The sequence below is a fragment of the bacterium genome, from assembly GCA_016699995.1.
Classification (GTDB): Bacteria; Patescibacteriota; Doudnabacteria; order UBA920; family UBA920; genus UBA920.
Map to the genome: position 1 here is coordinate 601,957 of CP064996.1, position 14,882 is coordinate 616,838.

Here is a 14,882-nt window from a genome sequence, read left to right on the forward strand (position 1 = left end):
CTAAGGGTTTCTATTTCAAGGGGTTAACTTTTTATAGATCCACCTCTAATTATAACAAATAGGATTTTATTTGGTCAACATCTTACCGCGCCAGCATATTAGCAGCTTGCTTGCGGCGGTACGCAAAGATCACGCCAAGAATGAGCGCGGCCATTAAAACGAACAGCACGCCCAGCGCTACCAGCTTGCCACGGCTCTGCAAAAATACTGCCGTGAATCCAAATACGGCAGAGATAGCATACAAAACCAAAGCTGTTTGCCTCTGAGTGAATCCTAAATCTAAAAGCTTAAAATGGAGATGAAGCCTATCCCCTATGAACGGGCTTTTTCTATACCATAATCGCTGGGTAATGACCCACGCCACATCTAAAATAGGAATCCCCATCACCAATAATGCCGTTGCAATTTTCCCGCCCAATATTACCGAAAAGACTCCCAGGAAAAAACCAACAATGGTACTGCCCCCCTCGCCTAAGAATATTGAGGCCGGATTGGAAGCATAAATTAAATAGCCGGCCAAAGCCCCTACTAGAATAATTGCCAATGTCGCTGTGATCGGCTGATTCACTCTTTCGGTCAAAGACAAAGCAAATAAAGTTAAGCTGGCGATCAGGCCAATTCCGGCCACAAGCCCGTCTAAGCCGTCCAGGAACTTAGTGGTAAACATCATGCCCATTAGCCAAATAAAAATGAATATGCCGGAAGCAGGAATCATTCCGATCATAAAATTTAGATCAATCGGATCGCCAAACGGGTTAGACAAAAATTTTATGCCAATGCCAATGCCGGAAAACACTACAATCAGTGCGGCGGCGGCGGGGAACGGCCATAAATATTTTGCCGGCAGATCCAGCTTGTCATCCAACAATCCGCTGATAACTAAAACCAATCCGCCTAGCATTATTGCCCAAATAAATTTTTGCGGCACAATATTAAAATCAATATGGCCGGTGAGCCAAAAGATTCCGATAGAAATCGCGACCGCTAGATAAATTGCAGCGCCGCCTAGTTTAGCAACAGGCTTGGAATGAAGATTTCGCGGAGGGCGAGGTATGTCCATATAGCCAAATTTGGTTGCAAAGCTGCGCACTAACGGAGTGATGCCCATTGCCAGCGCAGCAGCTATGCCGAAAAATAACAAGTACCACATTACTTTGCGCCTTTCATTTCTTGCATATCTCTTCCTGTCACTTCGCCTTTGCGGGCCTTAGGCGTAACCCAAAATTCCAAATACCTGCCTAGCATCAGGCGAGTTTGCGCCTCAATTGCCGGCAAACTGCCAAATACCACCGACGTAATCGGCACTAGAAACCACTGCAAATACATCATTACGCTCTTGGTCCAGCCGTACTTCTTAGGGCGTGGCGGCAATAAGATTAAATTAATATACACGCTAAAAATCAAAAACCCTGTAGCAATCGTCATTAAAGTGCGGGTAGCCGTAGGCAGGTTATAAGCAATAACCGTCTGCTTAAACTCCGGACCGCCGATGATTAGTGGAAGCCAGCCTAAAGTAGTAATAAGCAGGCTCGCTGTCGCCCAGTTAAAGTTCCCCTCCACATACTGGAACAATTTCTTTGTCTTATCCCATAGTGGAGCCTTAAGCTTTAGCATGGCCGGAATGAGATGCGGGTAATATTCCACGTTATAAGCCCAGCGTTTCTTCTGCTTATACTGGTTCTTTAAGGTCTGCCAAAAAGTATCCGCCAAACACGTATCTAACGAAATCGGAATAAACAACGGCACCACTTCGTAATCGCCTTTGTAATGCATGTAGCATTGCCAAAAGATATAGCCGTCTTCATTGATAATGTCTTTCTTCCAGAAACCGACATCGATTAAAGTTTGCAGCGTCATGGAATGGGAAGAAAAAGTGCGGAGACGATCCGGACGAGAGCTTTCTGTAAATTGCCAAAACGAATTAGACACCGACACTACGCGAATAAATGCCGGGCTATCCCAAATGTTATTATTGTATACCGAAATCGGCTGATAGCTGCGTCGATATGGTTTTTCGTTGGTTAAAAATTCATACATCACGCGGGTAAAATATTGCGGATGCACGATAGTGTCGCTGTCGAAGTTGGAAACTAAAATTTCATCCTGCTTGATGCCCATTTTTTCGAACTCGGGCAGCAACGAAGAAACTGCATAGCTGGCATTAGCGCTCTTACCCTTGATCTCCCCTGGTAGACCGTCGGGGTGAACAGTAATAAACATTTTGGCAAATAAGGAACCAAACTCTTTTTCCACTGCCTTTGCTGTCTGCTGGGCCGCATCGCCGGCGCGCTCTTCGGAAGCAAGAACAATCATCATTCTATCTTTAGGATATTCAACTTCTGCCAAAGCTTCAAAAGTGGAACGAAGAACCATAATCCCTTCGTCTACAAAAGGCACCACAATTACATGGTAAAAATCCCTATACGGACGGTTAATAACACCGTTGGGCTTCATATTGCTCAAATATTTGATCTGTTTGCGGTAAAATTTGCGCTCCAGTGAGCGAGTAGTCTTAGGCAGGCGCTCTTTATATAGAGTGATTAACTTTTCCTTTTCGGGTAACAGTTCCACAAACTCCATCCAATTCAAGGTTACGTAAACTCTAAACCGACGGTAGCTGGCAATGAGGTGAACAGCAACATTACAGGCCTTGAGGACCCAGTATAAGTCAAAGCACACAATAAAAATCGCTGCCCAGACTGGTCGGTAAAAAGAAAGGAGGATTGCGCCAAAAAAGACAGTCCAAAAAGACAGTCCCGGGATAATTTCCCACAATCGGTCTACTCGCGTACGCTTTCTAAAAACAGGTGCACTCATAAATTAATTTACTTGGAACAACAGCACTGCAGCGAGCAGCAAGATAATATTTAATGATAAGGTTACCAGTGCAGCAAGCAAAGGAAGGATCTGCTGGCTGGATTTATTCAGCTTCACTAATGCAAAATTTACAACGCCAATCAAAAAACCCGCCAAAGGCAGCTGAAATAATTGATAGCGGCTGCCGATTTCGGTTACACCGACAATAATATTATAACGGAGAGCCGAAACTTCTGAAGAGCTAAAAACTTTGATAATTATTACAACCAATGATAAAATAAATACAATCACTGCCAAGACCCACATTAATGTTGCGACCTTGGCAAACTGGTTCTCGGCATGCATATTTTGACTGCTAGGATGGGTTAAATCACTCATAATCTGGAGTCATTATAACAAACTCTGCAGGTAGTAACCACCAGATATGACATCAAAACAAAAGTATCTTTTTTTCGCGGTAATCATTGTAGCAATATTTTTCCGCTTCTACCTGATCGGGCAAATGCCCGGCGGGCTTTTTCCTGATGAAGCTGCCAATGGCCTGGACATTAATATGATGGAAAATGGCCAGCTTCAGCCTTTCTACGAACGGGGCAATGGCCGTGAAGCATTATTCTTCTATATGCTATGGGGTAGTGTAGAAGTTTTCGACAAAGGCCCATGGCAACATCATATAATTTCTGCATTAGTCGGGGTACTGGCGACAATTTTTACATTCTATCTAACACGCCGCTTACTACTTCTTTCCGGGAATGACGATGATGACGAATTTACTCGCCGGACTAACGAAGAGCGCGCTACATGGATAGCTTTGCTTGCGGCCTTTATTATGGCAGCATCATCATGGCATGTTGTGCTGTCCCGCACGGCTTTCCGTGCCAACCTCATTCCCCTATTTACCACTTTAACTTTATTCTTCTTGGTTGCTACGTATCAGGCAAGGTCGCGCGCTAAGCGCTACTGGCTGGCGGCCGCAACCGGGGCTTCCTTAGCGCTAGGCTTTTACACCTATATTGCATATCGAATTTTCGTGCCAGTCGTGGCTATCGTGGTCCTATGGCCTATGCTATTGGACCTATGGAACGGAATTCGGTTTAAAGGAAAGGCACCACTCAACCAAGCTGCTTCTGCGTTCTCTAATCGATTTGCTCAGATCAAGAAGTTTTTTGTTCCGGCGGTGCTGGCTGCTGTCGTGTTCGCAGCCGTGATCGCTCCGCTCGCCCACTATTTTTATACCCACCCAGGCTCTTTTGTAGGGCGCAGCGGGCAAGTCTCCATCTTTAACCCCGAACTCAATCAAGGCGATTTAATCGGCACACTAGGTCAGGTTACAGCCTTAAGCTTGAAGGCATACTTCGCCGACGGTGATCTAAACTGGCGCCATAACATTTCTGGAGAGCCATTCCTCTCTATTATAATCTCGCCTTTCTTCCTCATCGGCTTAATTATGGCAACCCTCCGCGCAGCCCGCTATACCTTTATGCCAGGCAAGCATAAGAAAGATTGGATGTACTTTTTGTTGGCCGGATGGTTCTGGTCCATGCTTATCCCTGTCGTTACCACCGCCGAAGGTATTCCTCATGGCTTGCGCGCCATCGGCACAATTCCGCCGGTCTTTATTATGGCAGCGCTGGGAATCTGGGCGGTTAAGGAACGTGCCGAAGCTATTGGCCATCCTTACATGATGCAAATCTCCGCCTGGAAGCAAAAATTGATCTTAAGTGCCGTCGGAGTGATGTATGCAGCTTTTGTACTTGCACTAGTATCTCAAACTTATATTCACTATTTTGTGAAAGCGTACAACAGTCCGGAAAACTTCTACGCTTTCCGCAGTGACTTAACGCCGGTTTCCGAATACCTCAAGTCATATGGCAGCAAAGACGACACCTATTTGATTTTAGATAAATTCTCAGTACAGACCACAGATTACTTAACATCGGATTACGGTCAGCCATACAAACAGGTAGACCCAGAAAATTCCTGGGAATTAACCGGCTTAAAGCCAGGTGATAAAATCATCTTCACCCAGTCGAGTATCTTTGATATCAAAAAGTTCAAGCAGTATCACCCTAATGCGGCACTAAGCCAAGAGATCCGCAATAAATTCGGGCAGACTGTAATGGCTTTGTACGTTATAAAATAACTTGATGATTCACGCAATTAAAAACTTTCTCAATAAGCACTGGATACTGTTGTCTATCACAGCAGCGGGTTTGCTGTTGCGCTTATACAAGCTAACAGCTATTTCTCTCTGGCATGACGAGGCATTCTCTGCTTTGCTCATCAAATATTCCTGGGGGGAAATGACCTACCGCATCGGCTTAGATGTTCATCCTCCGATGTATTATTACTTTTTACGTATTTGGTCTTATATATTTGGCAACTCCTTGTGGAGCTTGCGTGGGATGTCGGTATTATTCGGAGTAGGCACAATAGTTGCTACCTATCTGTTGGTTAAGAAAATTTTTGCAAACAACAGCACCGCTTTAATTGCTGCTGGCTTAGTTGCATTAAACCCGTTTCAAATTCAGTACGTTACAGAGGCACGCATGTATACCATGGGTGCATTTTTCGTGGTCCTCACAGCTTACTTCCTCGTAATAGCGTTACAGCACACCAAGAATTATTACAATCCAACCGGACACGTTCCTCGTCCAAGTCACAAACGCATGTTAGGCAGCTACTTAGCTTTTACCATAGGGGCTTCTATCTTAACTTATACTCACTACTACTTACTGTTCTCAGTGGCAGCTTTAGGCCTATTTGGCTTGTTCTACTTGTGGAAAACTTTTCGCTGGAAGCTATCGCGTTATATATGGTTAATTCTCAGCGGTATCGGTATCGGAATTTTGTTCCTGCCGTGGCTGAAAATATTTTTGTTTCAATATAAACAGGTGGGGGCAGGATATTGGATTCCCCCAATGGACCAATGGAGCATTCCCACCACGATTTATGATTTAATGCTGCGCATAGACGGAACGAGCAAACTAATCATTGCACTGGTAACTATATTTGTTCTGATAGCGCTCTGGAAAGTGATTCGCAGTTTCCAACAGCCCGAAAAATGGCTTATTCTAGGATTATTTTTCGCTCCTTTCGCCGGCAGCCTATTATTCGCTATTTTATCTAAACTGCAGGGTCAGGATTCATCAGTGTATTTGGTCAGATATTTCCTCTTTTCCTCTTCGTTCTTGCTAATGGCGCTAGCTTTATGGATGCAACAGCTTAAAATTCGAGGTCTAAAGCAAATTTTCTTAGTCGTATTTTTGATTTTGAACTTATTCAGCATTTGGCGTTACTGGCACAATTTAGACGTAGATAAAAAACCAGGCATGGCCGCCATGGCCGCAGTTATTAATGCCAATGCTCAGCCAGACCATAAAATTTTCTCTGCCAGCAGCTTTGAATACTTCAACTACAAGTATTACAATAAAACAGGCATTCGTCCGCTGCTATACACCAATAACCAACAGGTGGAAGACTTGCCGCATTTTGCCGGCACCGCCATTTTAACTAATGAAGACTTGGTGCTAAATTTTGCCGAAGGCGCACAGCAAGGCAACACTGTCTGGATGATCTGGACCAACGGCTTCGGCGGCAGCAAACCGACCGTGCCTGCAAACTGGACTCAAATCGACGAACATGGCTTTGCCGAAGTTAGGCCATATGTCGGGACTTGGGTCGTGGTTACGGAATACAAGGTCAACTAAATAACTTAGCGAACTAAATCATAACCAGCCTAAAATAAAAAACCGTTCAAGCTTTGAACGGTTTATTTTACAGGAACCATTGGCAGATTGTTACTCAATAACTTGCGTATATCCAAAATTTCTCTAAACTCCTCCGTAGAGAGGTCTGTTTTCATACGATTAGCTGCCTGAGCCAGGTCTTCTTCGAATCTATCTTTTAAATCGCTGGTCATCGCCATGTTACTGATTATAACGTCCTCCAGCTGATCAAAAATATTTTTTGGCGTGTCAACCAGCTTATCATACAACTTAACTTTCTCCTCTAAGATATCATGGTTTGCCTGCAGAACATCACAAGCCTTATCTATCAAGTCGAAAAAATTTGAGTTTTCGTCTTCTGTGAACATGGCTACGCGGTACTTAAAAGCAGTATCAACTACTTTCCATACCGAGTAATGCTCCTTTAGAGACCTGTATAACTGTTCTGTTACAGGGGCTGTTACCATTTTTTGTGCGCTCAAGAATTGTTTTCGTTTATAGGGGTCATCCCCCTTTAACCACACCCAATAAGTTAAAGCAAGCACTACCCAAATTATAGATCCAAAAAAAGCCAACATGTTCACACCAAGCCCAGAGCATACTACCCCGAAAATACCCACTAAGATCAGCATAGAGGTCAGTGCTCTATCCCAGAGATTATACTTACCCTGAACCATAATGAGCCCCCATCTATACTCTAAATATTGTGAGGACCCGACGCTTAAAAACGTACGGATCAATTTCGACTCTAATAATTCCGACCTCTTCTTTTCTGAATTGCCTCCAAACATAACTACCTCCTTAAATGCTATTATGGAAAATTATTTCAGAATGCTTCGGTATTGTCAACCAATGAACACAATCTTATCTCCTGCAAGGTGCATTTAACAGGCACAAATACGCCTTATTCTCGATACGCATATCTATGTAATAAAGCTGTTCGAAGCGTTCTGGAGCTGTTTGGGATAATAGCAGCTTAAAGTCCTCGACCGGCTTGCTTACGTCACGGGTGGCATCAAATATCACCCTAAAAGTACGGCGGCGGTCTGTGCCTTTATAGAAAAACACATGAACCTCGGAACTATTAAAGGGGAGTTTTAATTCTGCTGGTTTTTCCTCTTGCTTTGGATCTGCGGTTGTCGAAACAGCAGCTTCGGTTTTTGGAACGGCAGTCTCATTATCTTCAGCCACGCCCTCTTGAGGAATTCTCTCTTCGCCAGACTGATCGGAATCTTCTACTCCACCATCTTGCTGCTCGACCTCAACCACTTCTTCCAGTTCTTCCTTAAAACCATAAAAAGCAATCTTGAGGTTATCTAAGCTTACCAATTGGTCGTTGAGCTTGTTCATGAAGTCGCGCAAGGACGTTTCGAACACTTGTTGATTAGAGGAAAGGTTTACTGGCAAGTCAAATTGAACCTTAAGCATATTAGGATTTTCTACTCCTTGCCACTCCGTGCGCTTTACGCCGGATTCGGTTTTGACCGAGCCATCATTGTATACGTCAAAAACTTTATCATGGGTCGCCACTAAATATTTTTCATATTTACTCTCGGCAAACACCTCCAAAGTACTCCTCTTAAAATTCTTTTTCACCCTGCCAATAGTGTTCACGCTAGAAACTTTTAAAGCTGCGGCGTTAACTAAATTCGGACGGAAAAATAACATGTTTCTTTGAGCCGTAAAAATATTAGATTCGGCAATCTGATTGCGGATCTCTAGTTCGAGATCGCGGGCTTGAGATTCGGACAACCCGCTAATTTTAATATTCTGCAAAGTTAAAGCGTTCGGGAAATACACAATATACAAAACAGTTAAAATTATAAACCCCACACCAATTTGAGTCCATTTGGAACCAAGCCCCACTTTAGTGAGCCTTTTTTGTAGCTTGCTTTCCGGGACCGCGTTAGCCGTGCGTTTGTAAGTTCGGGCGGACTGCAGCTTGCCGGTAAACTGTTTATGCTGAAAACGCACTTTGGCATCTAATTTTGGTTTTTTCTTTTTGCTAAAAAACATTTAAGAGGAAAGTTCAATGATTTTATCTATCAGCCGCGGAAAATTTATACCAGCGTGCGCTGTTGATTCTGGCAATAGTGATGTCGAAGTGAGTCCAGGAATAGTATTAGTCTCTAGATAATATAACCCATCCCCGTCAAGCAAATAATCGGAACGGGACATAGCCTTGCACCCAAGCAAATTATGAATGGCTAAAGTATAATCTCGTAACGCTTTTGCAATATCGTCAGGCAATTCTGGGTCTACAAGATGGCTGGATTTTCCTGGTGTATATTTGGCATCATAATCATAGACTTCGTTTTCACTAAGAATTTCTATGGCGGGCAAAACCTCTTGGCCAAGTACCGGCACCGTTAATTCTCTGCCGAAAATTCTTTCCTGCAGCAAACAGCCATCATAATCCTGTTGAATTTGTTTCCAATTTTGCAACAAATGATCTTTGTCCAGCAACTGCAAACCTTCTGTTGAACCACTATCATTTGGTTTGATGATTAACTTATCCGGGAGATTATTCAAATCTATTTCACCCTTGCCTATAATCCAAGTCCTCGGCATGGCAACTCCCAGAGTTTGGACTTTGGTTTGCGTTAAAAATTTATCCATGGCGAGCCTGCTAGCCTTGCTGCCACTGCCAGAAAATGGCAAATCGATTCTCTCAAAAATTTCTTGGATGGTACCGTCTTCGCCGTATGCACCGTGCATAATGATCAAAGCAAAATCAATTTTGGATTTAATGTTCTCCGGTGACACGCCTTCCGGCCACTGTCCGGATTTAGAAACTTCGAACTGATAGACGTCGTACTTATTCCTGTCTATATGCTTGTAAACCTCACTAGCAGATATCACCGAAACTTCGTGCTCCTTTGAGGGTCCTCCGTAAAAAATCCCGACGCGCATTTTGTTTTTTGTAAGTTCCATACTTTACTCTAGCCACTTCCCGTACTGGCGTGGCAGCACATTACTGGCGCTCATAGGATCTTGCAACAATTCTTTAGTGATTTTTTCCATGCGAGCACCCTGCGAGCCCTTTATTAAAATTACCGATTCCGGTTCGATATTGTTACGTACAGCTTCTTTGGCTAAATCACTATTTTCATACCAGCTGATCTTTTCCTGAGAATACCCAGCCTCTACCGCACCTGCAATTATGCCTTGTGCTAAATTACCTACCGCCACTAGCTGCCAAGGACTTATTTTTGCAACCAAACGGCCTATTTCCTTATGAGCTTCCTCGCTCAAAGCGCCGAGTTCTAACATATCTCCTAAAATCACTACTTTTTTTTGCTGAGGGGTGCGCTCTATTACAGCCAGTGCTTCCTTAACGGAGTTTGGAGATGCATTATAGCTGTCATCAATAATCACAGTCTTTTTTGATACCGGCTAATATATTCAAACGTCCCACCACCGGCCTGTAGGTTTTAATTCCCTTAATAATGTCTTCCTGAGGAATATTCAAATTCAACCCCACTGCAATACCGGCAGCTATCGCACTTAGATGGGGTGTGCCCACCCCTGCTACAGTAGCCTCAAAACTATTATAATGAGTAACGACTTCGATTTTTGTGTGGCTAGGCGGGTTAAAATCCTCTTCAATAATCCTGATGCGAACATCGCTATCGTCGCGGAATCCGTAAGAAATGCTGCGTGCTTGGGTTTTGCCGGCCTGGGCCTTGGCTAATTCGTTGTCGTTGTTGAGCACAGCAAACCCATTGTCAGCCAGGGCTTCAACGATCTTTCCCTTCTCAGCAGCTACAGCTTCCTGAGTCTTAAAAAATTCATAATGAGAAACGCCAATGTTTGTTACCACCGCAATATCCGGGCGGGCAATATTAACCAGATAGTCCATGTCCCCTGGCTTATCAACACCCATTTCCAAAACCATGACCTGCGGTACAGAAACGCCAAACCACAGCATCAGGTAACCTTTAGCAAATACCCATAGCCATTTAACAGGATTGCGGCCAGGAGTATCTACCCCCAAAATGGCAAAAGGCAACCCGAACTCATTGTTAAAATTCCTTTGCCCTTTACGAACCGAAAAAGCTGTAGAAACTACAGCATAAATCGCGTCGCGAGTAGAGGTCTTGCCGACACTGCCGGTTATGCCTATTACTTTCGGTTTGTGTTTGGTAATAATCAGCTTAGCCAAGCCTGCCAGCCATTGCTGCACAAATTTCTTCATATCAATTATTACGGGATTACTTCTTTTTAATAACATCAGTGCCCACATAAGGAACCAAAATTTCTGGAACCTTGATACTGCCGTCTTCCTGCTGGTAGTTTTCCAAAATAGGGATCAAAATGCGAGGACTAGCTACTGCGGTATTGTTTAAAGTAAATGCCATCTTTATAGTGCCGTCTGCGTCCCGGTAACGGATGTTGAGGCGACGGGCCTGCCAGTCGGTTAAGAATGAATCACTATGAGTTTCGCCATAACCGTTGCGCGCCGGCATCCAAGTCTCGAGATCGTACATTTTATATTTGCCGGCACCCATATCGCCGGTGGAAATATTAAGAACGCGATAAGGTAATTTTAAATCTTGTAAAATCTGTTCCGAAATTTCGCGCAATGCTTCGTGCCATTTTTCACCTTCCATCATGTCGGCCTTGCAGATTACAACTTGTTCCACCTTCATAAACTCTTTGACGCGGTACAAGCCCTTTGCGTCTTTCCCATAGCTGCCAACTTCGCTGCGGTAACAAGGAGAAATTCCCGATACTAAAATAGGCAGCTGGTGAGCTTCTAAAATCTGATCGGCATAATATGCGATTAAAGATGGTTCGGATGTACCGGCCAAAAATTGTTTTTCCTTGCTGCTTTCTTCTTCCATCCCTGCCGCATTGGCTACCTGGTACACTTCGCCTCGTCCTGCCGGAAAATGACCGCTGCCCAACAACGCAAATTCACGCACTAAAGTCGGAGTTTGCATCAACGTAAAACCCTTTTCGCGGAGTTTATTGATGGCATAAGCAAACAAGCCGTACTGCATTAACACCAGTTCGTTTTTTAAAAAATAGCCACGAAAACCGGAGACATTGGTTCCCTGTTCAAAATCGGCCAGGTCTAGTTCGGTCGCTAAAGTGACATGATCTTTTGGTTCGAATGCTAACTTAGTCGGAATCTGTTCTACTTTATCGGTCTCCTTTGGGTCAACATGACCTAATTCCGGAGACCAGTAGCTCCATGGAACATTAGCGGTATCGTCTTTGCCTACCGGGGATTCTGGCGAAGGAATATTTGGGACCAAATATAACAGGCGGTTAAACTCGTCTTCGATAGTGCGAAGATTTTCTTTGAGCTCAGTCTGGCGGGCGTCTAATTCCTTCATTTCCAGCAGTTTAGCTTGCTTATCTTCTGCGGATAATGTCGGTATTTCTTTAGAGAAAGAATTTTTTGTAGACTGTAATGCTTCGACTTCCGACAACAGGTTACGGCGCTTTACATCCAAATCCAAAATTTGATCTAAGTCTAGATCAATATTTTTGTCTACGATTGCTTTTTTAACAGCCTCCGTATTGTCTCTAATAAATTTTGTGTCCAACATATAATAAATTTAAGTATTTGTTTGGGTTAAATATTCTTTTAGCTTTTCGATTGCGATTCTTCTCATGCTAATTTGATTCTTTTCCTGGCTTGTCATTTCGGCGAAAGTCTTTTCGTAGCCATCGGGCTGAAAGACAGGATCCCATCCGAAAGTTGTTTCACCGCGAGGACTAACTATATTGCCTAGTATGCTGCCTTCGAAAAATTTAATGTCATCTTTATTTTTAGCATAACCGATAATTACTTTTGCGGAAGCGCGAGTATTGCCGGAATTCTGAGCTAAGGTTGCGATACCTTCCGTATCTAATTTTTGCAAAAACCATTTGATAAACGGACCAGGCAAGCCATTGATACCGTCCAAATACAATGAAGTGTCTTCGACAATAAATTCTCCATCATGGTGATTCAGCGCTTCCTTCAGCTTGGCTGCGATAATAGAATGAGGGTCAATATCCTGGATTTCCACCAAATCGATATCTAACTGTTCAATATTTGGGAGCACAGCCTGAACTTCTGCGAGCTTATTCTTATTTCCGGTAATAAACTTTAATGCCATGCTGTTAATCCTTTTTCTTATCTCTTTTGTCGGAAAATGACTTCTCGCCTGCTAATTTATCGCCAGCTGCTTTCATTGGCGGAAACACCACAATTTCTCTAATAGAACGATCTGTGAGAATAGAAAACAATCGTTCGGAAACTCCGAATCCCGCAGCAGGAGGCATGCCGTATTCCATTGCTTCCACGTAGTCTTCATCTAACATCTGTGCTTCGTTATCGCCCGCTTCGCGCAGCTTCATCTGGTCTTCAAACCGGCTGCGCTGATCAATAGGATCATTCAATTCGCCGAAGCCTTTGCCTAATTCGGTTCCATAAGCCAAGATTTGTAAACGCTGCACCACTTGAGGATTGTTTGGATCACGCTTCGCCAAAGGCTCTAACTCCACAGGTTGATTGATTAAGAACACCGGTTTGTCCGTATTAATTTTGGTGCGAACTTTCTTAAAAATTAAATCAATTAACCGACCGCGCTGAGCAAAGTCTTCAAATTTAATATTCTGGGACTTGGCATAATCTTTAAGCTCATCATCGCTGCAAGTTTCCAAGTCGATACCGGTATGTTCCTTAAATAGTTCGATGTAGTTAACCTGCTCCCAGTCGCCGCTCCAATCACAAGTCACGCCGCCAGAAGTGATCTGCAAAGTGCCGAATGTTTCTTGCAGCACGTGCTGATACATTTCCTGCAAAAACTTTTGCAGCTTTTCAAAATCGCCGTACGCCCAATAAAATTCCATTTGTGTATAATCCTGCAAATGGGTTGTAGAAATCCCTTCGTTGCGGAAAATACGACCGATTTCGAAAACTTTCTCGTAACCAGCAACCAGCATTTTCTTTAACGGCAACTCCAAAGAAATGCGCAAAAAGAAATCACGATCCAAAGCATTATGATGAGTTGTAAACGGTTCTGCCTCTGCGCCGCCCGGAGTCGCTTCTAAAATTGGCATATCCATTTCCAAAAAGCCGCGTTCGCTTAAAAAGTTGCGCATGCTCTGCCAAAATTTATTCTTTTTTATAAATAATTCTTTTGTTTCCGAATCTAATAAAATATCTAAGTATCGCTTGCGAAGTTTAAGCTCGATATCTTCGATGCCAAAATGTTCGGACGGAATAGGACGCAAGCTTTTTGCCAGCATCTGATAGTCGTAAGCTTGTAAAGTTTTTTCACCTGTCTTAGTAACGAAGAGCTTGCCGGTGGCTTGAATAAAATCACCTAAATCATAATTGTCTAAGAAAAAGGCAAAGCGCTCCTGGCCAATCTCGTCTGCTTTAATTAAAACCTGAATACGGCCATTGTTTTCGCCGCCGGAGCCGTCATCAATATGAACGAAGATGAGCTTGCCCATACCTCGCATGCTGCGGATGCGGCCAGCTAAAATAACCTGCTGGTGCTGGCTTTCTAAGGTTTCGAAACTCTCTAAAGCTTCCTTATTAGAGTGAGTGCGGTCAGTTTTTGACGGGTACGGATCCTGGCCGACGGCTTTAATGTTTTCGAGTTTCTGCTTGCGGTGATTGATTATATCTTCTAGTCTTTCGCTCATTTTTAACGATTTTATGGCTTATTTAGTCCTCTAATTATAGCAAATTACATGGAATAAGACATACTTGATTTTTAGCAGATTATTCCGCATAGTATGAAAAGGGGGTAAAGTACCACTTTTATACATTTTTAAAGGGGATCACCGCTACTAGCGAGTGCTTTGTTAAATCTTTGATAGACAGGGTTAACCAATCGAAACTACTTCGTATTCCTTATCTCCGGCTGGAGTAGAAACTGTAACCGTATCGCCGACTTTTTTCCCCAGCAAAGCTTTGCCTACAGTTGATTCGTTAGAAATCTTGCCTGCACCTGGATTGGCTTCATTGCTGCCGACAATGGAATATGACTTTTCTTCTCCGGATACTTTCACAGTAACAGTCGAACCGATAGTAACGGTGTTGTGTTGAGTAGAATGGGTAATGATCTCTGCGTTTTTGATCATATCCTCAATCTCCTGGATGCGGCCTTCGATAAAGCTCTGCTCTTCGCGAGCCTGAGCGTAATCGGCATTTTCGGAAAGATCACCATGGGCTGCAGCTTCGCGAATACGCTCGATAACGTCTTTGCGCTTTTCTGTGACTAATACCTTCAACTCTTCATTCAATTTTACCAAACCCTCTTGGGTCAATAAGTACTTTTTAGACATTTCAAAATATTAAAGTTAACTCGCTTAGTTTACCCT

At 43.4% G+C, this 14,882-nt stretch carries 14 protein-coding genes; 2 read left to right on the plus strand and 12 right to left on the minus strand.

The features are described from left to right. Positions 1-82: 82 nt before the first annotated feature. The 3 genes from IPM19_03235 to IPM19_03245 are packed head-to-tail and all read right to left on the minus strand — an operon-like array spanning position 83 to position 3,195. A complete protein-coding gene (locus IPM19_03235) occupies positions 83-1,150 on the minus strand; it encodes an undecaprenyl/decaprenyl-phosphate alpha-N-acetylglucosaminyl 1-phosphate transferase (protein ID QQS22620.1) in 1,068 nt (355 codons plus the stop codon). Further along, positions 1,150-2,817, minus strand: coding sequence for a glycosyltransferase family 2 protein (locus tag IPM19_03240; GenBank protein ID QQS22621.1), 1,668 nt, complete (start codon positions 2,815-2,817; stop codon positions 1,150-1,152). Before IPM19_03240 ends, IPM19_03235 begins: the two co-directional genes overlap by 1 nt. 3 nt (positions 2,818-2,820) lie before the next feature. Next, complete coding sequence (locus IPM19_03245; protein QQS22622.1) at positions 2,821-3,195, minus strand: hypothetical protein; 375 nt, start codon at positions 3,193-3,195, stop codon at positions 2,821-2,823. 46 nt (positions 3,196-3,241) lie between these two features. On the opposite strand from IPM19_03245, the gene IPM19_03250 reads away from it, so the two are divergent. Then, positions 3,242-4,960, plus strand: coding sequence for a phospholipid carrier-dependent glycosyltransferase (locus IPM19_03250; protein ID QQS22623.1), 1,719 nt, complete (start codon positions 3,242-3,244; stop codon positions 4,958-4,960). Between the two features lie 4 nt (positions 4,961-4,964). Further along, positions 4,965-6,527, plus strand: a complete 1,563-nt coding sequence (locus IPM19_03255) for a glycosyltransferase family 39 protein (protein ID QQS22624.1) — start codon at positions 4,965-4,967, stop codon at positions 6,525-6,527. 62 nt (positions 6,528-6,589) lie between these two features. Here IPM19_03255 and IPM19_03260 read toward each other — a convergent pair whose 3' ends face one another. The 9 genes from IPM19_03260 to greA form a co-directional block, all read right to left on the minus strand. After that, positions 6,590-7,336, minus strand: coding sequence for a hypothetical protein (locus tag IPM19_03260; GenBank protein ID QQS22625.1), 747 nt, complete (start codon positions 7,334-7,336; stop codon positions 6,590-6,592). Between the two features lie 73 nt (positions 7,337-7,409). Beyond that, positions 7,410-8,561, minus strand: a complete 1,152-nt coding sequence (locus IPM19_03265; protein QQS22626.1) for a hypothetical protein — start codon at positions 8,559-8,561, stop codon at positions 7,410-7,412. After that, positions 8,562-9,479, minus strand: coding sequence for a D-alanine--D-alanine ligase (locus IPM19_03270; protein QQS22627.1), 918 nt, complete (start codon positions 9,477-9,479; stop codon positions 8,562-8,564). It abuts the gene before it with no gap. A gap of 3 nt (positions 9,480-9,482) precedes the next feature. Beyond that, positions 9,483-9,923 carry a hypothetical protein gene (locus tag IPM19_03275; protein QQS22628.1) on the minus strand — a complete coding sequence of 147 codons (441 nt, stop codon included), beginning with the start codon at positions 9,921-9,923 and terminating at the stop codon, positions 9,483-9,485. After that, complete coding sequence (locus tag IPM19_03280) at positions 9,913-10,743, minus strand: hypothetical protein (GenBank protein QQS22629.1); 831 nt, start codon at positions 10,741-10,743, stop codon at positions 9,913-9,915. The genes IPM19_03275 and IPM19_03280 overlap by 11 nt, the downstream gene beginning before the upstream one ends. Before the next feature lie 16 nt (positions 10,744-10,759). Beyond that, entirely contained in the window at positions 10,760-12,106 is a 1,347-nt protein-coding gene (serS, locus tag IPM19_03285) for a serine--tRNA ligase (protein QQS22630.1), read from the minus strand. 9 nt (positions 12,107-12,115) lie between these two features. After that, a complete protein-coding gene (locus tag IPM19_03290; protein QQS22631.1) occupies positions 12,116-12,661 on the minus strand; it encodes a non-canonical purine NTP pyrophosphatase in 546 nt (181 codons plus the stop codon). Positions 12,662-12,665: 4 nt separating this feature from the next. Continuing rightward, positions 12,666-14,201, minus strand: a complete 1,536-nt coding sequence (gene lysS / locus IPM19_03295; protein ID QQS22632.1) for a lysine--tRNA ligase — start codon at positions 14,199-14,201, stop codon at positions 12,666-12,668. A 183-nt stretch (positions 14,202-14,384) separates the two neighbouring features. Continuing rightward, complete coding sequence (gene greA, locus IPM19_03300; GenBank protein ID QQS22633.1) at positions 14,385-14,846, minus strand: transcription elongation factor GreA; 462 nt, start codon at positions 14,844-14,846, stop codon at positions 14,385-14,387. Positions 14,847-14,882: the final 36 nt, after the last annotated feature.